Here is a 19,695-nt window from a genome sequence, read left to right as displayed (position 1 = left end):
CACAAGTCTTACCTCCTGCTAACAATTCAAAACAAGGTGCCTTGCCTTCCGTGTCGTTCACTATCAAATGTAGGACTCTCTGTACTTTCGCCTAACTTTGATGATAATGAGTCCGTATCGGAGATTTGTTCTTCCGTTGGGTTAACTGACTTTTCAATTGTCTCAATATTATGAAATGCTGGGCTCGTCTCTGCTTCATCTGGTGCCCAACGGTCAATCATATCAACAAAGCATTGATAGTCATGCTTGCTGACAAACAGCGTAGTCGTCACTTCAGGTGCCATATGCTGCATTTTCTCGTCTGGAACAGCGGCTACCAATTGCAGTCCCATTTGCTTAATTAGCCGCAAACTCGATTGAATACGCTGTTCGTCCATTTTGTTGAACGCTTCATCAAAGACAACCAGACGAGAGCTTTTATTTGAATATAAATGATGAAAGGAAGCTAGGATCGCAATATAAAAAGGAGTCTGTGTCTCACCGCCGGATTTCTCTTTAAGTACCTGCGAGAATCGGTAACGCCCCCCACTGCTCGACGAAACAATGATGTCAAAGTCCAGGTATTGCCGGTAATCGGCATACTCTTCCATCTGCCCGGCCTCTCCACGCACCAGCATTTCGAACAATTCATGTAGCACTGCAGTTCGATCATTTTCTGGCAGGTCAAACAGAGATCCCTTCTCCATCAAAAGTGGGTCCATCACTGCCTCATAAAATTTCTTGTACCGTTCGCTCGGCGAAACCTCGAAATGATACTTATCGTCAGAAAAGGGGAAGTTCCGCAGGGCATAGTTTAATTGTTGGAATTCACGCCGCGCCATCTCAATTGCTTCCCGCAGCTTAAATACAAAGTGAGACTTAAACTCCTCCTCGGACTCAGCAAGCGCTTCTGTAACCTTTTGCTGATATTCTGGGATGTTAAGATGTTCAATTGTATCGAGCAAACGATCATAGGCATCATTCTCGGAATCGTTCGCATCACCACTGAAAGCATGATCAACATTGTACTTTTGCCTTAGTTTGGCTACATCATTGAATTGGTCATCACGCTTGGTCTGTATTCCCTTAGAGCTACGTTCCCAATTTTGCAACTTTTGAAATGTACTGACTGTTGTTGATCGTTCCGCTTCCTCATAACGCTGCTTGGCCCGCTGCTCACTCTCAACACCATGCTCACCTAGCCATTGCTCAAGGATTACTTCAGCATCTCGCACTTTATTCTGCTGAACAAGCAAGATTCCAGCAAGCTGCTTACATTCGGCTTCAACCGTTCCTTTATCCTCCAAGAGGCCTCCCCATTTTTCCGTCCATTGCTTCTCCACCTCACGCCAATGCTCATACTCAGCCTTAAGGCGTTCAGCTTCAGCAAGATTGAGTCCTTCCCATTCTAGCTGCACTTGTTCCTGACGATACCTGCAAGCTTCCAGTTCTCGCGGCAATGTGAGGTGAGACGATAAGCTATTATACACAGCATCCTTGTCCCGGAGTCGATCCATCCACTCACGGAAAGCAGTCGCCAATTCCCTTAGCCTTAAAACAGTTTCCCTAACCTCCTGAAGCTCCAACTTGCGAATTTCTAATTGGTGTGCGATTGCCTTTGCTCCAATATAAGGAATTTCATAGTGCTTTTTCGGAATCTGTCTGGCCACGAGATTACTGTATACCATGCAGCTACTCGTAACGGCTGTACGATGTCGTCGCAACTCCTGCTCATCCTTGGCTTTCATCACCCTGCCTAGCAAATGCTCCACACGGGCCCGAACTACAGGATGCTCAGCAATAAGCTCATAAGCCAGCGAGCCCTCCTCTGCTGTGCCTAGATATTTCCTTTCTTTTTCAGTATCAACAAGGCCTACACCTTCGAGCTTCCGCGTCCATTTCTCTCGCTCATAGATACCAAGGGCCTCGGCGAAGCATTCCGGTTCTACCAGTAGATCAAATCGTTGCGTATTCAGATAACCTTCAAGTGCATCTCGCCAGCCTTCGTCAACCAGCTCTGCTTCCTCACAAAAAATCCAAACCGCAGAACGTCCACTTAAATGCTCCTCCAACAACGCCTTCAACTGTCTGACCGGCTCAGAATAGCTCCGCCTCTTCTGTTCTAGATCACAGATAATATTCTCCAGTTCGGTTGCCTGTTCCTCCGCCGCATCCAGTGTTTCCAGTAAACGATCTTCTCCAAGTAAGAGCCGATCATACCAACCAGACCGGGCTTCACCAATTTCATCGAGTCTGGATTCCCATATTTCTTCATCTAATTCTTCTGCGTTACCTTTATCTACAATCGCCAGCAATCCCGCAAGATGCTCCGTATATTGACCAATCCGCTCCTGCTCTCCTATTTCCCATGACCAATATTCTCCATCCGTCCAAGTGGAGAAGTTCCCCAGCAATTGTCTCTCCCGATCAAGTTTGGCACAGTAAATGGATAATAAATTCTCCATATCTACACGTTTCGTCTCAAGCTCCCGAGTCTCCTTCTCCAGTTCCCGCTTGCGTTTTTCATCTGCATGATTCTGCCAACGCTGGTAAGCAAGCTGAGATTGTTCACGCGCCTCGTTCAACTTAACCTCTGCTAATCCAATACTTTCCAATAAGCGATTCGATTTTTCCTCTGCTTGATGTTTTAAACGCTCCTGTTGCTCCAAATTCTCTGTTTCATACAACACTTTTAATTTTCTAATAACATAGTCCTGCTCTTTTATTGTTTCTTTAAGCCGGGCATACTCCTGATAGCTATCTCGAATGCCCTGCAACTGCATTTTTCGCTTCTGCAGCAATTCAAGTTCCTGCCTATAGCGCTCATGAATCTCGAAATTCTGCTTCATCAAGTCCAGTTGCAACTCGCGTTTGTCCAGAATGTAGTCGTAAACAAACGTCCGAATATTCCGAATCGGCTTAAACGATAGTGCTTTGGTGAATATATGGAAAAATCGATCCTGCAGTTGACCCAATCTTGCCAACAATGCCTTCTGATAGTTAGACTTATTACGCTCAAATAGAACCCGTCCCCTTGAACTTTGCCTCACACCAAGGTGCTGATCAACTTCTCCAAGACCAGTCCCAACACCGGGTCCATACCGTCGTTTAAACCCTTCCCGATTCAGCAACTGCCCTTCCGGATTTATAAAGTCAAGCTGATCCAACTTGCATGCAGCCAATATAAAATACTCTTCCTCATACGAACGATCGCGGTACACGTCAATAGCTGCACCAATAACAAATGATTCCTTCTTGTCCTCGTCTCGGAACTCAGCAATAATGTAGGTCGTAAAATCCCCGTCCCGAACGTACGAACGCTCATCGCTGCCAATCTTGCCCATCAGGTAATTCTCAAAACTTCGCTTCGCCTCATCGTGAGCCGCAGCGTTGAAGCGGATAAGTCGCTGATCAACTACAAACAGCACCTGAAGGGCGTCGATAATCGTCGATTTACCGGCGGCATTTTGTCCTGTAATTAATGTCTGTCGGCCAAATTCCATAGTTACATCCTTGAAGTAGTGCCAGTTAATCAACCGGAGCCGTGTCATCCATTTCATCCAGCAATCCTCCTTCCTCTGCGGCATCATAGCGTTCCAGTCTTTCCGTAAGTTGAGCGATCTCATCAGCCTGAACAACATACATCCAAGTATGGTACAGTTTGAACCGGGCATCGTCCGCACGATGATCCTCATCCATCGCTTCGAGCAATTGAAACTGTGCACACAATCGAATAAGCTTGTCCAGTGCTGTTCGTCCCACCCATTCAATCCGGAACGTCTCAAACTTACTACGAATTTCATGCAACGTCACCATCGGATAATCAGCTAACGACAAGCCTTGTCGCTTCTCCTCATACAGAAGACGCAGCACAAGTAGCCAAAGAGTCTGTTCTCTGTCCATACGCCTGCGGAGCCTTCCATCCGGAAGGTGGAGAAAGACGCATTCATGACGTTCATCAACTGTTAGTTCCCAACCGAGAAATTGAAAGTAGGCTTCAAGTGCCTGACTATGACGCCGTATGATGGCATAAGCTTCACGATCCTTGTCTCTAACCAGCAGATTGACCTCGAATAACCGATTCAATACATGACGAACCTTGGCTTGCTCAGATTCACTCAATTCGTCAAACATCATCTTTTCGGCCCCCCTTTCTTCTTGACAATTGTATGGTTATCGAAGCGATATCCGCCAATCGTTAGAATATTACGGCCATCACTTCGCCGAACCAGGAAGTTCGAGCCCCCGTCTGATCCATACAAATAAATATAGCCCAGCATAATGAACTGCTCCGCATTCTCGGGTGCGAGTTCGGCCATCTCCATCTCTGACCGTCCACCCAAACGATTCGTTACATAATCATCGACCTTCTTTCGGGTAATCGCCTTGCGCATTCGTTCTAGGTTTTTGGTTCGCAATTCCTCCAGTAGATGATCAGGCATTTCCACAACTACATGCACATCAGGTTGATGAGGTGCCCGCTTGCGTCGCGGGGGCAGTAAGGATTGTTCAGAAAGAGCGCGGGTCTGGCGCAGCGCGAACAACGACTCTGTGCCATCCATTGATAAGTCTTTGCTCAGCCGTTCGATTAAACGTGCAAGCTGCTGATCTATGCCTTCATTCTGCTGACTCAAATAGCGAGCACGATCATAAGAGGAACGCAAGTATTGATTGTGCCGCACATCAATTTGATAAAACAATTCATCCAACCCGTTGAACGTTTCGTCAATGAAAAAGAGTGCCTGCTTCACAGCCTGCCCAGCCTCGTCGACCGAAGTATACAATCCGCTCTTCACCCCATCGAGTGCAGCCTCTTCTAATTGCTGTCGATCTAGCAGCCATTGCTGTACCGTATTTAGAATTTGCATTCGATAGCGAGCAACATGATCGGATGTCTTCAACCGATGATAACTCTTGTCAATAATTTGCGTTTTATAATGGTCAAAATGATGATCCAGCACATCTTGTATTGACGTCTTCTGAACAACCTGTTCCATCAAGTGCTTCATATTGTTGTAAAGCGCCACAAGCTCCTGTCGAAACTGTCCACTTACTTCAGCCGCACTCATAACGGCAGAACAAGGTTGCAGTCGAGCTCCTTCTCCGGTCAGCGATTGGTAGACCAAAAATGCGAAGCGCTGGTACTCAACCGTCCTCGCAGCGCACAACTCTTTTAACACACCAATCAGCCGACTGGCATAGTGCGGCAATACAATGAACCGCTCGAATTGAGCTCTCGTCTCTACATCTATCCACTTTCGCTCTTCCAGTCGCCGCAACATTGTATTCGCTTGAGCCCTCGTCATGTCTTCCATGTTAATCTGTCTCAAATCATCACTGCGCTCGCTCTCCTCGTCTTCTGTATCCAATACAGCAATATCCTCACCCAATTCGCGCCGGGTATCCAGCATTTCCTGCAGCAAATCCCGCATGACGTTATAACGAATGCCGAAGCGCTCTGTCTGTGCCTGATCGTACAGCAGCAACAGAGCCTCAGCATAGATTTGCTTATTAGAGCCCACAAGCAGCGTAAACAGTCGATCCGGAATAATGTCGAACAATTTCATACTCGTCACACATTCCCTTGTTAGTATAGAATTCCTTGCGCCGGTAGGCTTGTTAATATACTGCATTATGCCATCTCCAGTCATCGACGCATTTTTATAAATTTCGACATTAATGGCATCATATCCTTTAATCTATTATTGCTTCAGAATAGAGGTTACGTATAATCAAATTCTCAAAAACAACTACCCGGCACACTACTATGTAGTATGATAAAGGTGAAAATAATGATATTAAATTTGGAAGAAAAAACGCCCTGCTAAAGGGGACGGGACTGACCCCCGTTATTGAGACAGGGATCAAAACACCTTTATACAGCCAATTGCCGATAGTTGATCGGTGATTGGTTGTTTAGTTTTGTTTGAATAAGAATGTTGTTATCATAATAAATGTATTCTTTGACAGTGCGTTCTACGATGGTGGTCGTAGTTCGATCAATACTGTTAAGATAGAATGTTTCAGACTTTAGCGAGGAATGAAACGATTCGATGGAGGCATTATCAGCGGGCGTCCCTTTACGGGACATGCTCATGGTAATGCCTTTTATATGAACAGCTTTCTGATACTCGTAAGATGTATACACAGAACCTTGGTCGCTATGTAACACACAGTTTTCAGGCAGTGCTGGGAGCTGATCAAGTGTGTTTAAAATAAAGTCTGTGTCCTGCTTATCACCAATCGTAAACGCAATCACTTCTCCATTATATAAATCCAATATACTGGAAAGGTACAATTGTTTCTGTCCATAAGGCAAATACGTGATGTCCGTTACTAGTTTTTCAAGAGGGCGATCAGACTGAAAGTTCCGATCCAGTATATTACCAGCCACAGCATAGGGCTGCCCATTTTTCTTACGCTTTTTCATTTTAACCCGGCACTGCCACTGGTTTTTCTGCATGATACGTTGAACAGTTTTATGGTTAATAAGCATTCTCACTTTTAGTAAGGCTGTGATTTTTCGATATCCATATCGATACTTGTGCTCTCGGCACAACGTGCCGATTTGTTCCTCTAGTTGTTTTTTAGAATGATTCTGAGTCAGATCTTTTTTCCATCTATAGTACGAAGCGCGTGAGACGCCTAAATGGACACAAATGTCCTGTACTGTCATTGTTTTGCACAATTCTTCTACTAGTTTGATTGACGTTTCCTTATCAACTTCCTTTCCAATTCGTTGTACTTTTTTAAAACTTCATTCTGTTGACTCAGATAGCGATTTTCTGCCTGCAGTCTCTCTAATTCGGAAGAGTACTCGGGACCCTTTCCATAGGTATATTGTTTTCCAACAGGCTGTTCGAACCGGTGTGTATCCCCAGCCTTATGCCACCTCACCCATGTCTGAACCTGCGTTTTATTTTTGATATTCAATTCCCGCAAGATCTCTTTCATTGATACGCCTGCCAATCTCATTTCTACAGCCTTCTGTTTGACTTCAACCGGATAACTCACTCTTGTCCCCATAGAAAAAACACCTCCATGTTTTATTTCGGATCACAACGATCCGTTTTCAAACTTGAAGGTGTTTTTTATTTGTCTCATCTTATGGGGTCAGTCCCTACATCTAGGTTTTTCAATCTTTCAAGCCATTGTAAGATGGCTCCACTTTTAAAAGAACCCAATATGGCACCATCGCAAAACCGCTCAGCACTCACCACTCCCATGATGAGTGCAAGTATACACTGCGCATTTAAATGTGAGAGGTCCACATTCTCGATATCGTTCAATCCACCTTCAATGCCATTTTCTTTGAGGATTTCTCTGTAGCGGATAAGCTCCAGCTCTTGATGTTGTTCCGCAAAGATATAGACATCTTCGATAAAGCGTTGGACCGTTTCGGAATAATGCACAAAAGGCATCTGGATTGGGCGTTCAACTATTCCATCATTTTCTTGATCGATCACCCATTCTCCGATATGGTCCTCGCGGAGCATCGGTATGTATTTTGTTAGACTATCAAATTGGCTCATCGTTATCCTCCTCTATTTTTAGAATGCTTTCAAGCCCGACAATAATAAAAGGAAACATATGATCAACTGAATCGTACGTTTTATTATTTTTCATCTTTTGTTTCGTGGTGGCATCTATTCAAAATTAGGCTGGAGCCTTCAAATATATCAAAGGCTCCATTTCCAACTAAACTGCTTTAGCTAAAATAATAAATCTATGTTGTTTTGCGTCAAAATAACCCTTTTGCTCAATGATTTTATGAATGGTGTATAATTCATCCTTGAAATTACTTATTTCAAAACCTGGCACTTGCCAAGAAATTGCTTTCAGATAATACACCAATGCTCCGATATCATAAAATCTTTGAATAGGGAACTCTTCTGCACTTTTCAACACCTCAAAATGATTCTCCTGTATTTCGTTTAAAGCTTTCTTTAAGTTCCAATCAATAAAATCTTTATTTATTGGTACCCTTAGATTCTCATTAATCTCTATGCAATCGAGACCACCGACTTGTTGAGTTAGAAAAATACCTTCTTTCGAGATAATTCTTCTCACCTCTTTAGATGAAAATGACTCATGTTGATTGATGATAAGATCAAACTTTCCAGTCTCAAACGGAAGATTTCCATCATTAGAAATTTGAACTACCTTCACTCCTAAGGGTGTTAATCGTTCTTTTGCGATAGGTACATTAAGCAAGTACCCTTCTGTAGCATAAACTGACGTTGGAAAAGGTCTTAATTTCGATAAAAACTCTCCACCACCCGTTCCCATGTCCAGCATTGATTTTGCATTTTGAACAAGAGAAGTAGCTATACTACCATATGACCATGAAAGCAGCTCACTTTTCATTCTTCCAGTTTCAGATATGAATGAGAAATCCCACCCAACAAAAGGTTCATCTGCTTGTTTTATAAATGAAGAAAACTGTTTGTCATTCATCATAATCCCTCCAATTATCATTTTGAGTTTAATGATTAAATATTTGGCGGGCCTCTTACGAATGTATAAAGTTGTTATATTTCATGTTCTTTCAGTCTCATATTGAATCACTCCCATTAAAAATACTTAAAATTATATTTAAAGAGCACCTTGCCGAAGACTTGATTTTATATTCATCCAGCTGATAATTGCGTGAGACATGAGTTGTTTTGAGAATCGAGAGTACATGATGGGTGTCTCATTATAGAGGACTCAGTACAATAAGAATCCGAATAGGAAAAATAGATTGTTAGTTAAAGTAAAACCCCTCCTGTTGGAAGGGTTTTTATCATTTAGATACTGCCTTTTCTATTGCTGGTTTCGGTCCATCATAGCTGTCATTTCCTTTTTATTTAAGAGATAAAGACACCACACACTCCACATGGGACGAGTTGATAGAATTGATGTTTTTACGAATTTTAACAAAATGGTCGTCTGCGGTAACAAATCGACTATTTTGTACGTCTACGGAAACAAGTCAAGACACTCATTTAGTTCTGGTTCAGAGTTAATTCACCTTCAATTATTTCTGTACTAAACTTGGAGGAGATTTCATATTTTATATATGGTGGAATTTCCTTAAACATAAGAACAGAAGGAAATGCCATTGTAGTATTATGTTTTAAATAATCAACATGAAATAAAACCACATCATTATTTTTATTTTCGAATGTTCTGTAACAGAATAGGTATTCAAACTCAGATAAAAACTCATCTTTATAATCTTCATATTCTTGTTCAATACTTCTTTGATTAAGTAATAAATGACTTGGGATGTTTAATGGATAGTTGGGATGCCCAGAATACTCATCCATTGTTTCAGTTTCTGCAATAGAAAAAATATAATCAATAAATTTAATATCAATTAATTCTTTTATAATATTTATTCCTGGCATGGGTAGATCTGAATAATTAATTAAATATTTTTTTGGGATTATAAATTTTATGTCAATATCCTCATCAAATGTTGTTCCGTTATTAGATATTGCTAATTTCAAAAAATTAATCTTATCAATTTCTCCAAAATAAATTACATATTCATTATAAGTTCGGATATCCCAGTATAATTTTTTAATCTGTTTGAATCTTTCCTTTTCTGCTTCCGAACCTTCATATGTAGAACCACCAGTTCCAAAAGGAAACTGCAATGTTGATTTCTTTAAATTACCCAAATTCCAAAAGTCATCTTCAATAATAAGTTGGTTAGCTTTTATGAAATCTTTAATTACCTTTTTAATATCCTCACTTATTGTAACATCCGTATAAAAACTTCCTTTTTTTATACTTTGAAGAAGTTCAGTATGCTTCGAATCTATTCCAGAACTTTCAACCTTTTTTAAGCTTTCTTCAGTATGAATGTCATTATCTTTCACTTTATCCTTTAATGGTAAACTAGTCTTTTTCAGTTCTACAATGTCATTAAATATTTTCTCTTTCTGCTCAACCATAAATATACTTTCTAACAAACTTGTTTTATGTACAGTATAAAACGCTTCTGAATAGTCCTCAGTATTTCTTATATTTAATTCTGGTTTTTCCTTATTATTAACTGCTACACTTTCACCCGAAATAATTGGAATAAAATGCATAGCTAAATGATTTGACAATTCTCTTTGTAATTCATGCTTGTCTTTTATAACAGCGTAAAGACCTTTCTCTTTATATTTATTCCTAAAATCTAATACCTTTTGATATTGTTCCATATCAATTTCTGAAGGATTAATTGGTAAGTCTAAAAAATATATAAATACTTGCTTATCGGAATTTAACATTATCTCTCTATTTCTTCCTCTGTTCCAGACCCATATTTATCTGTAGGTGTTCCAAAACGAGTCCAAAAAATTGCTATTGCTGCATCACAGTCATTAACAAATTGTTTGTTTAATAATTCCTGTGGTTTATCGCCCGACTGCGGATAACTATCCTTTGACCAATGTTTTATTACAAGAGTGATATTATTTAACTCTCCAAACATTCTATTAAAATTATCAATACTTTGATTTATCACTTCCAAATAATCCGCAACATCACCTGGACAAGATATCAGTACATCATATGCTGTAATCCCTGGTCTTGGCATTATCTTTTCACCCTCTATATTAATTATTTATTTCAAATCTTAACATTAATATCTTATCAGCATTATTTAATAAATCATCAGGATGTTTTTCTGAATCACGAATCCAATTAGCCTTTTCCTTCGCCCACCTATACTCGTCTGAATCTTCTTCAATTTCAGCAGCAACATACTCCTGAACTAATTTAGAATAGAAATAATTCAATGAATTGTTTATGAGTTGCTGTGTTTTTGTGTATTCATTGTCTCGCTTTTCCTTCAAGATTAATCCTTCTTCTTCCTCTTTAAGCCTTTTCTTTTCTCTAATAAGATAAGCCGCTTCTTCTTCATCTATTTTTTCAGGCAAGGAAAATATATATACAAATACTTTTCTTAAAAGATCTTCTGTAGTCATTCTTTTTGTTTGATTAATATTTTTTTCACTTCTACCCCAACTATACCAAGATAACTTATATCCAACTTCTACATTTATTATTCCTTTAATTTCATATTCAAATGTATGATATGTAGAATATCTTTCATCTTCTGGTGATAGGTTAATTTTTCTACACGGTAACTTAAAGTTCAAAGTAACAGTATATTTATCTTTAAGTATAACTTCAGTTTCATCGTATTTAGGAATTATCCTGGCGCCCGTTTTCTCAAGGGCTTTAAATAGGCTATCTACAAAAGATAAAACTTCTGGAAATATTTCTCCAGATGCCGATTTAATTCTCAATTTATCCTCTCGATAGGATTGAGTTTTTTTACTATACTCAACTATTGCCTTGTGTGGTTTTGAAGATAGAGTTTTGTTTATTTTTAAATTATTATAAATATCTATTAAACTATCTTCATCTTGTTTAAAGTAAGAAAAATAACTTTTTTCTTGTTCTAATAATTTGCCGTGATTTGTTTTTAAGGGTGGTGGTTCTTGTTTTTCCTTTTGTTTTGTGGACTTAACAATCTTTTTTGGAGCTAATTTAACTTGTTGCTTTTTCGCTTTTTTAATTGTAATCACTACACTATCTTCCGCAGTCGGTAATTCTGGCTGCGATGGCTTTTCATTTCCCATGTATACTTTACTCCAATAAGATTGAGTAGGTAGTGGAATATCATGATTAACACATGCCTTTTTCAACTTTTCATAAGGTATATCAAGTTTCTTAGCTGCCTTTGTCATTCCAACTGACCAAATTTCATCATATAAATCTTTCCTAGAAATTGATAACATAAACACTATCCTTTCCAGCTTCTTTTGTTAACATTCGTGTAGAGTATGTTTTCATGGGATTGATATAGGACAATACTTCCATCTCCTTATATTACTTTCTACACAAACAAAACTGCATTATATTAATTAACGGACAATTTATTAAACTTTATTCTTATTATATCATTAATAGCGAAATATTCTGTCTTTAGTAGAAGCCAAGCAGAATATTTATTCAAAAAAATCCCAAGGTGTATATTCATATTCATACGCATAAGTCCCCAAGTCTTCCTCCATAGCTCTATATAAAAATTCAAAGTTAGAATGAGCGATAATACTCTCGTGAATAGGAGCGCCCCATGTATCCCATAAATCTGGTGAAATTACAATGGCATCTGTCCACCTGGGAAGATTATTATTTAAATAATTTTTCTTATCTTTATCTTTCAGACTATCAAATTGCTTTGCGAACTTTTCAAGTATTTCATGATTAGATTCCCAAGTCCAAAGAAGATATGATTCTTGATTACCTGGAAATATATTTAGATAAATATTCTTTAAAGGTCGGAAGGATTTTATATTGTTTATCATATTGCCTTTAATATCATGTTCAATTGTAAGCATAGTTGACACAGCAAACTTTATTTCATAAGGTATTGTCCATACATATGAAGATACTCTTTCATAATTTTCGTTCTGTAAATATCCATTGAACCTTTTCAATGTTGATTCATTTTCGAAATGTCCTAGTAAATGCATTGAATTATGAAGCATCAAATCATCCGAGAAATGAAACCCTTTATTCTTTAATGATTCCATGTTTAAAATAATATGATTAACTTGTTCTAGTTTTTTATGGAAACTCCAAGCAAGAGCTCTATATGTATATAAAAACAGCTGTTCAGCAGATTCATTAAATTCAAAATCCTCTATTGGTTGGAAAGTTTTTTTATCATGAAAAGAGCAAAAACCTTTAAATGTAGTTGCTTGTTTCCTACCTTTAGTGTCTACGTCTTGGAACATCATATGCGACTCGCCATCCATTGTTTTTAGCATCCCATTAACTGCTAATTTATTTAAAATCCTGTTGTTTTGAATTGCATGAGAACGAACAATTTTCCCTGAACAGTTTTCACTTTCTGGATGCAAACAATGAGAAATACGTGCTTTTCTTTTGTTTTTTTCAACAGTATCAAATAGTGATTGTAATTTCATATCAAATTCTTCTTTTTTATTAAGGCAACATTTTTTATATTTCAAACCACTTCCACACTTACAAGGTTCATTTCTTTCTTGTTTCACTTTAACAACCTCCGACTATATAAATGATTATATTTATTTTACTACAATCTAGTTATAAGATAACTAAAACACCTCCACAAATAAAAATTCATGAAGGTGGGAAGGGACTATTTCTAAAGATTTTATACTTCTGTTTCAATCTTAAGCCCCGACTTAAATTCAATTGTTAGTTCTCTTTCATAAATCGTTATCCTTTCAACCAACCGTTTTTCTTTTTATACCGCTTCAAATCGCTCTTTTGAAATAACCGCTGAATGATTGTTTTCTAAAACATAATGTTCTTGATGTTCTCCCACATTGAGCAACCTCTCAACACCGATACATCTTTTATCATCCATTCATCTTGTCAACTCCCCTATCCAAAATCTAATCTGTCAACTCAACCCCAAATTTCAACCAATTAAACCCCAATAACAAAAAGGGTTCCACCCGTTTATTCATTTAAAATAAACTTAGGCGAAACCCTATAAACCTTGCTATATCAATGTTTTTATTACTGATGTACTTATTTCCTAGACATTAATGCTACCACCTCGACATGCGCCGTATGCGGAAACATATCAACTGGCTGCATGTATTCGATTTTGTAGTCTTTTGACATGTATTGAAGGTCTTTTGCTAGTGTGGATGGGTTGCAAGAGACGTAGACAAAGCGTTTTGGTTTGACTTGTTTGACGGTGTCTAAGAAGGTGCGCTCGCAGCCTGTTCTTGGCGGGTCGACGACGATGACGTCAGGACGGAAGCCTTCTTTGACCCATTTTGGCAGCCAATGTTCAGCTGTTCCTGTTACATAGGTCGCGTTTTTCATGCCGTGTTTTTTGGCATTTTTCTTGGCATCATCAATCGATTCTTTGATAACATCCATTCCTCGTACTTCTTTGGCGCCATCTGAGAGCCACATCCCAATGGTCCCAACACCGCAATACGCATCGACAACCTTTTCTTTTCCAGTCAGTTTGGCCGCTTTTTTCGCTTCATCGTAAAGCTTTAGCGTCTGCTTTGGATTCAATTGGAAGAAAGCACGTGCACTCAATTCAAAGGAGACGTCTCCTAAAAATTCTTGGATGACCATATTGCCAGCTAGGTGAGATGTTTTATGGCCGAAGATAACCGACGTTTTTTCACCATTAATATTGTGCATGATAGACGTCACTTCAGGCAGTCGTTTTTGAATGGCTTCTGCGATTTCTTTTTTCTTTGGAAATTCAGGTTTTGATGTGACAAGAACGACTTGTACTTCACCTGTTTCAAAGCCGACACGCACGACAATCGAGCGTACGTCGCCTTTTCTTGTCCGTTCATTGTAGACCGATACGCCGAATTTCTCTAAAATTTTGCGGACAACGCCCGTTGTTTTGTTCGTTTTTGGATGCTGCACGATACATTCCTTGATCGGTACAAGCTTATGGGAATTTAGTCCATAAAGTCCTGCAATGATGTCTCCGCTGTGAGAACGTCCTACTTGGAACTGACTTTTGTTTCGGTAATGCCACGGATCTTCCATGCCGATCGTTGGCCGAATATCAAGCTTTTCAACCGCTAGCTTTGTATGGCGCTCCATTGATTGAATGACAATATCACGCTTTTCATTTAGCTGCTGCTCGTACGCCAAATGCTGAAGCTGACAGCCGCCGCACTGTTCGTATACTGGGCATGGCGGTTTGACTCGATGCTCGGAGCGCTTTCGCACTTTCCTCACTGTACCTTCTGCATATTTTGCTTGGACATTCGTTGCTTCAACGACCACTTCCTCACCTGGAAGCGCACCTGGAACAAAGACCACTTGCTTTTTAAAATAACCGACCCCTTCACCATTAATACCAAGGCGTTTAATGGTAAGCGGGAACTGCTGTCCCTTTTGCAAAAGGGCACCTTGCTGTTTTTCTTTCACTTTATTCTCTCCGTTCTATTTGAACCCTTGATAGGTTGTCTTCATTTTATTCCATCTCATTAGTATATCACGTCTTAGACAAAGAGAGAAAATTCCTTTCCGTTATTTATCTGTCTCAATGCTTCTCCATAAATATAAAGAAGCGTAGCTTAAATATGGGGTCCATTCCTTGCTTAGCGCTGACATCTCTTCTTTTGTCGGTTTTTCAGGCAGGTCAAAGTGCCGTTTGATTGCGTTTTGAATGCCGATATCTGCCATCGGAAAAAGATTTGGCCTTCCAAGCCCATTCATGAGCACATTTTGAACTGTCCAAGGTCCGATCCCTCTAATCGGAAGCAATCGCTCTTCCACCTCCAAATCAGATAAATCGTATAATTCCTCTAAACAAAGTGAGCCGCTCACAATTCGTTTCGATACATCGATGACATATTCTGCTTTTCGCTGACTAAATTGAAGCTTTCTCAAATCATCTGTTTCAAGAGAGGCAATGGTTTCTGGTAAAGGATCAAACCATACACCTTCTATTTGCTCTCCGTACGTATGGACAAATCGTTTCGTGAGCTCGTAAGCAAACGAAAGATTAAGCTGCTGATGAATGATACATTTCATTAAACAATGATATAAATGAAAATCCAGCATGAGCGGCGTTCCGATATGCTGCTCAAAAATGGACGCTAGATTGGTTTGAGAAAAATGGTCTTGAATCATGTGTAATTGATGCTCCATGCCAAATATCCGTTTCACCTCAGAAAGAAGGGGTTCCTCTGGGCCGTTTGCCCGCACCCGAAACATAGGCGCATCCTTTGTTCCAGTAGCTTGAACGATGACCACGTACGGTTTTTGCTCTAATCTGATCGGCACTTTGATTTCTCTTTGACTCAAATCGACTGCTTTTAATGGATCACTTGATAAGCGTCTAAGCACTTGATCGAAATGATACGGCGGCTCTACTGCAAGCTGTTTCTCCCACATACATGTCCTCTTCCTTTCTGCAAACATACGCAGATGTGATTGTTTCATTTTGCATGAATGATTCTCTAGATTGAATACTTTTAAACATAAAGAGTACAAGAATTTATCAGTTATATCTTCCTTATTTGTGGTCATTCTCCTTTTGGATAGATGAAAGTTTTTAGTCGAATTCAGCTAAAATTCGACAGCATCCTTCAACATTTTAGGCTCATTTTCCTTAAATTAGAAATAGAACCTCTGGGTGATATCTTCCATTCCAGAAATATTTGTATAATTATGACATATCAAGGAGGTGAACAAAGAAATTAGCGGATTAGGCAATCATTTGTTTTATCTTGCAGGAACATATTTACCTCATTGATGACCGGCTTCACTTAGTTTCACATTTTACAAAAAAGAAGACCCAAAATTTAAAAACAAAGGAGATCCGACCAATGAAAAAAACAATTCTTTCTGTTGCCCTTGCCACTGCTGTTTCTTCGACACTGCCAGTATTCGCTGACGCTGTTGAGCCAAAAACTTCAGCACCTGTTTCTACTACACTTCAGCAAACTGTCTTAAACAAAGCTGCTGAAGGTAAAGCATCTACAACTGCAGGAAACGTTAATATTAACTTTGATGTACTTGGTATTGCAAATGCATTAATCAATGCTGCAAATGCTAACACAAACCGTGAAGGCTTTGTCAAAGGATTAATGGAGTCTGCTTTCTATGCTGCTGGCGCAAAATACAATGTCATGGTATTTAACTTAAGCCAAGGTTATGAGACTCGTTTCAACGGCGTCAAAACGTTTGCTACTGTGAAATACGGAAGTATTACGTACGGAGTCTGGGTATTCGAAAATGGATCTTTCACAAACAAAGGTGACGGCGGCTACATCAACTGGGCATTTAGAGGCTGGTTCGACCGTAATGGTGGTTTCGTCAACTTCCGTCGTCCTTAATTCTCGGTTTTATCCATCAATCATACACGCACATTGAACCGATCTCAAAAATGAGATCGGCTTTTTTTTATGAAGAAAACGTATAAGTTCACCGGTGCTGCTTCATGATATAATGCAAGTCTGGAGGGGTGCACATGCTGAGAAAACTTGCAGTGACAAAAAACGGCGACTTGATTGAACATGCAACATTGCAGCAGCTTTCAAGCCCCGATATCGCCTGGTATTGGATTGATTTTCATGCGCCAACGGAAAAGGAAGCAGCGCTTTTAAAGGAATATTTTCATTTCCATCCGCTTGCGATTGAAGATTGTTTTCATTATTTACAGCGGCCCAAGCTTGATTTTTATGAAGGGTATTTGTTTTTCGTGCTGCATGCCCTTAATCAAAAAACGCTTCGTTCTGAGGAAGTCGATCTGTTTGTTGGTGAAAACTATATCGTGACCTTTCATTTGAAGGAAGCGCCGTACGTTGAACGTGTGATTCGAAAGCTCAAAGGGTCTGATAAAGCAAGAAACAGCGGACCTGAGCATATTGCCTACATGCTGATTGATCAGCTTGTTGATGATTATTTCCCTATTATTTATCAAATTGAAGACAGGCTGAATGAAATTGAGGATGAAGAAGGGCATAAAACGTATGGCACGTTGATGAACGAAGTATTTGGTATTCGCTCAGATTTACTCAAACTGCGAAGAACGATTATCCCGATGAGGGACCTTTTATATCGTATTGTGAACACAAATATGATGAAAAGCGATACAAATCGTCAAGCGTATTTTAATGATATTTATGATCATCTATTAAAACTAACCGAAATTGTTGAGTCAAACCGTGATATGACAGCCGATTTACGAGACAGCTATCAGACGCTGAATTCCAACCGGATGAATGCGATCATGATGACATTGACCATTGTGTCGACCATTTTTATTCCACTGACCTTTATTGTTGGGGTGTACGGAATGAACTTTGACAACATGCCTGAATTACACTGGAAATACGGCTATTTTGGCGTGCTGATTTTTATGGGTCTCCTCGTTTCGGGGATGCTTTTGTGGTTTAAACATAAAGGGTGGTTTAGGATTTTTAAATAATGTTTTGAGAGAAGTGCTTGGGAGGAAGATCATATGGAAAACTGGATTCCACTAAAAAGACAAAGAATTAAAATTTGCCTGGAAGACATTTGCTCGAGAGTTCAAATTTATACCAAGCATCTCTCGCTTTCCCGCTTTTCAAGCACCCTCTCCTTACATCACATATGATATCTCTGCTTATTTTGAGGACTCTTCTCTTCTACATACAGATGAAGATCTTGAAAAAAAGGCACTGCTCTCTTTTCAGGAGAATATCACCGGAACGGACGAATATATGCTGGCACTTGATTGGCAGCACGAATGATACTGGATCACACCATATGGCTTGTTTGAAAAAGATGAATTTGGAGAATGGAAAATTCCTGTTCTCCCTAATGGGGATTACTATTTCTTTTTATCAAAAGAAATGGATTGGGGACTGCTAGGACATCCTTGGGAGCAAAGCATCACCATTTTCGGCGAGGGCTTGATTGACTCTTTTTCACGTCATCATCCTCTTTTGTTTCAGCGTAAAATCAGAGAGGGATAATCAAAAAGCCTGCAGGTCTTCTGCAGGCTTCTTTCTATAGCTGAGGCAGATGCCATACTTTTTCAAGCATGAGATCGTCTAGACTTTTAAAGGAATATCCTTGTTTTTTCAGAGCGGTGATGGCATCATCCAGCGCTTCGGCATTGTCTCTTGAGACGGTATGAAGTAAGTAAATAGCACCTGGGTGCGCCTGCTTCATCATTTGATCGTAAGCATACTGTTTTCCTTTTTGATGATGGATATGCCAGTCCACAAACGCTACTGACCAGAAAACGGTTTGGTAGCCGAGCTGTTTTGTTTCTTTTAATACCCTTTCACTGAACACACCGCGCGGCGGACGAAGATAGAGGTTATCCTGTTTTCCTGTGATTTTGTACACATCTTCATTGACACGGTCCAGTTCTTCTTTGATTTCTTTTGTACTCTTTGTTGTTAAATCAGGATGGTGATAAGAATGGTTGCCAATGATATGACCTTCCTCTGCCATACGTTTGACAAGCCCCGGCTGGTCCTTTACAAAATGACCTGTCACAAAAAAGGTGCCTGGTACTTGATGTTTTTTCAGCACGTCTAAGATCTTGGGTGTGTACCCATTTTCATAGCCATTGTCGAAGGTAAAATAAATCTCTTTCTTTTTCGTGTTGCCTAAATAGAACGCATCATACTTTTTTAAGAGTGCCGTCAATTCTTTGCCCGCATCCGGCGGCCTGTGCTCTTTACTTTTCGCAAATCCCCAGTTAATGGGCTTATTAGAAACGGCTTCCGCTTCTGAGAGAGGCATGGAAACAAAAAGCGCACATAAACAGATCAGCATGAATTTTTTCATTTACGTCACTTCCCGGTTTTTCTTCTATTGTGCAGAATAAGACCGAGACTCATACACCGATTCACCTGCCAATTTAAAGAAAAAAGCCCGCACCGCGCGAGCTATTCTTCCTTCCAATCATTTTTAAACCGTTCATATTTCGCTTCCAGGTCGTCAATCATCTGGATCAGTCTGTCTATATCCTCAACGTCTGTTGATTCAGGATCTAATGAATCAATCACATTCATAAACATATCTAATCGGTTCTTTAAATAATCAACCTGCTGCTCTTTGCTGTCTGCTGCCTTACCCATCGATACACTCCCTTTAGCGTTTGTTTATAGCTTATCTTTTTTTCCCTTGCAAATCAATTGTGTCCCTCTTGCGTATAACCGTGATGAGGCTTAAAATTAA

General features: G+C 39.6%; 17 protein-coding genes and 1 pseudogene. 3 read left to right on the top strand and 15 right to left on the bottom strand.

The window, feature by feature from the left end; genetic code table 11:
* Nucleotides 1-26 precede the first annotated feature (26 nt).
* The 13 genes from NSS80_RS04050 to NSS80_RS03990 form a co-directional block, all read right to left on the bottom strand.
* The gene (locus tag NSS80_RS04050; RefSeq protein WP_080769799.1) at nucleotides 27-3,539 is read right to left on the bottom strand and encodes an SbcC/MukB-like Walker B domain-containing protein; all 3,513 of its coding nucleotides are present in this window, start codon (nucleotides 3,537-3,539) and stop codon (nucleotides 27-29) included.
* The gene (locus NSS80_RS04045; RefSeq protein WP_052470331.1) at nucleotides 3,508-4,116 is read right to left on the bottom strand and encodes a DUF4194 domain-containing protein; all 609 of its coding nucleotides are present in this window, start codon (nucleotides 4,114-4,116) and stop codon (nucleotides 3,508-3,510) included. The genes NSS80_RS04050 and NSS80_RS04045 overlap by 32 nt, the downstream gene beginning before the upstream one ends.
* A complete protein-coding gene (locus tag NSS80_RS04040) occupies nucleotides 4,113-5,546 on the bottom strand; it encodes a Wadjet anti-phage system protein JetA family protein (protein ID WP_041116303.1) in 1,434 nt (477 codons plus the stop codon). The genes NSS80_RS04045 and NSS80_RS04040 overlap by 4 nt, the downstream gene beginning before the upstream one ends.
* Nucleotides 5,547-5,854: 308 nt before the next feature.
* Nucleotides 5,855-7,005, bottom strand: a protein-coding gene (locus tag NSS80_RS04035) for an IS3 family transposase (protein WP_342498425.1) whose coding sequence is annotated in 2 segments (ribosomal slippage) — nucleotides 5,855-6,732 and nucleotides 6,732-7,005 — 1,152 coding nt in all. Because the reading frame shifts where the segments join, the coding sequence is not laid out codon by codon here.
* A 74-nt stretch (nucleotides 7,006-7,079) separates the two neighbouring features.
* Nucleotides 7,080-7,511: a DUF6508 domain-containing protein gene (locus tag NSS80_RS04030; protein WP_041116211.1), complete on the bottom strand. Its 432-nt coding sequence runs from the start codon at nucleotides 7,509-7,511 to the stop codon at nucleotides 7,080-7,082.
* Nucleotides 7,512-7,677: 166 nt separating this feature from the next.
* The gene (locus NSS80_RS04025) at nucleotides 7,678-8,436 is read right to left on the bottom strand and encodes a methyltransferase domain-containing protein (RefSeq protein WP_041116210.1); all 759 of its coding nucleotides are present in this window, start codon (nucleotides 8,434-8,436) and stop codon (nucleotides 7,678-7,680) included.
* A gap of 530 nt (nucleotides 8,437-8,966) precedes the next feature.
* A complete protein-coding gene (locus NSS80_RS04020) occupies nucleotides 8,967-10,247 on the bottom strand; it encodes a hypothetical protein (RefSeq protein WP_317222717.1) in 1,281 nt (426 codons plus the stop codon).
* Nucleotides 10,247-10,555, bottom strand: coding sequence for a hypothetical protein (locus NSS80_RS04015; protein WP_317222715.1), 309 nt, complete (start codon nucleotides 10,553-10,555; stop codon nucleotides 10,247-10,249). Before NSS80_RS04015 ends, NSS80_RS04020 begins: the two co-directional genes overlap by 1 nt.
* 19 nt (nucleotides 10,556-10,574) lie before the next feature.
* Complete coding sequence (locus tag NSS80_RS04010) at nucleotides 10,575-11,765, bottom strand: hypothetical protein (RefSeq protein ID WP_241770666.1); 1,191 nt, start codon at nucleotides 11,763-11,765, stop codon at nucleotides 10,575-10,577.
* A gap of 210 nt (nucleotides 11,766-11,975) precedes the next feature.
* Nucleotides 11,976-13,046, bottom strand: a complete 1,071-nt coding sequence (locus NSS80_RS04005; protein WP_041116207.1) for an SEC-C domain-containing protein — start codon at nucleotides 13,044-13,046, stop codon at nucleotides 11,976-11,978.
* Between the two features lie 215 nt (nucleotides 13,047-13,261).
* Nucleotides 13,262-13,384 carry a hypothetical protein gene (locus NSS80_RS04000; RefSeq protein WP_268744564.1) on the bottom strand — a complete coding sequence of 41 codons (123 nt, stop codon included), beginning with the start codon at nucleotides 13,382-13,384 and terminating at the stop codon, nucleotides 13,262-13,264.
* A gap of 167 nt (nucleotides 13,385-13,551) precedes the next feature.
* Nucleotides 13,552-14,937, bottom strand: coding sequence for a 23S rRNA (uracil(1939)-C(5))-methyltransferase RlmD (gene rlmD, locus NSS80_RS03995; protein WP_317222711.1), 1,386 nt, complete (start codon nucleotides 14,935-14,937; stop codon nucleotides 13,552-13,554).
* 102 nt (nucleotides 14,938-15,039) lie between these two features.
* On the bottom strand, nucleotides 15,040-15,909 hold the full coding sequence (locus NSS80_RS03990; RefSeq protein ID WP_041116203.1) for a DNA-3-methyladenine glycosylase: 870 nt from the start codon (nucleotides 15,907-15,909) through the stop codon (nucleotides 15,040-15,042).
* 434 nt (nucleotides 15,910-16,343) lie between these two features.
* Between NSS80_RS03990 and NSS80_RS03985 the strand changes: the two genes are divergently transcribed.
* The 3 genes and pseudogenes from NSS80_RS03985 to NSS80_RS03975 all read left to right on the top strand — a co-directional run bounded on the left by NSS80_RS03985 (nucleotide 16,344) and on the right by NSS80_RS03975 (nucleotide 18,476).
* Nucleotides 16,344-16,853 (top strand): hypothetical protein, encoded by a 510-nt coding sequence (locus tag NSS80_RS03985; protein ID WP_041116201.1) that lies wholly within the window; start codon nucleotides 16,344-16,346, stop codon nucleotides 16,851-16,853.
* A 134-nt stretch (nucleotides 16,854-16,987) separates the two neighbouring features.
* A complete protein-coding gene (gene corA / locus NSS80_RS03980; protein ID WP_025093503.1) occupies nucleotides 16,988-17,947 on the top strand; it encodes a magnesium/cobalt transporter CorA in 960 nt (319 codons plus the stop codon).
* Nucleotides 17,948-17,980: 33 nt separating this feature from the next.
* Nucleotides 17,981-18,476 (top strand): annotated as a pseudogene (locus tag NSS80_RS03975) (DUF2716 domain-containing protein).
* Between the two features lie 34 nt (nucleotides 18,477-18,510).
* Here NSS80_RS03975 and pdaA read toward each other — a convergent pair.
* The gene (gene pdaA, locus NSS80_RS03970; protein ID WP_024425844.1) at nucleotides 18,511-19,302 is read right to left on the bottom strand and encodes a delta-lactam-biosynthetic de-N-acetylase; all 792 of its coding nucleotides are present in this window, start codon (nucleotides 19,300-19,302) and stop codon (nucleotides 18,511-18,513) included.
* A gap of 101 nt (nucleotides 19,303-19,403) precedes the next feature.
* Entirely contained in the window at nucleotides 19,404-19,595 is a 192-nt protein-coding gene (locus tag NSS80_RS03965; RefSeq protein ID WP_012009274.1) for an SE1561 family protein, read from the bottom strand.
* Between the last annotated feature and the right edge of the window lie 100 nt (nucleotides 19,596-19,695).

The sequence above is a fragment of the Bacillus sp. FSL M8-0350 genome (assembly GCF_038593345.1).
Taxonomy (GTDB): domain Bacteria; phylum Bacillota; class Bacilli; order Bacillales; family Bacillaceae; genus Bacillus; species Bacillus safensis.
This window is presented reverse-complemented; position numbering and strand designations above follow the sequence as displayed.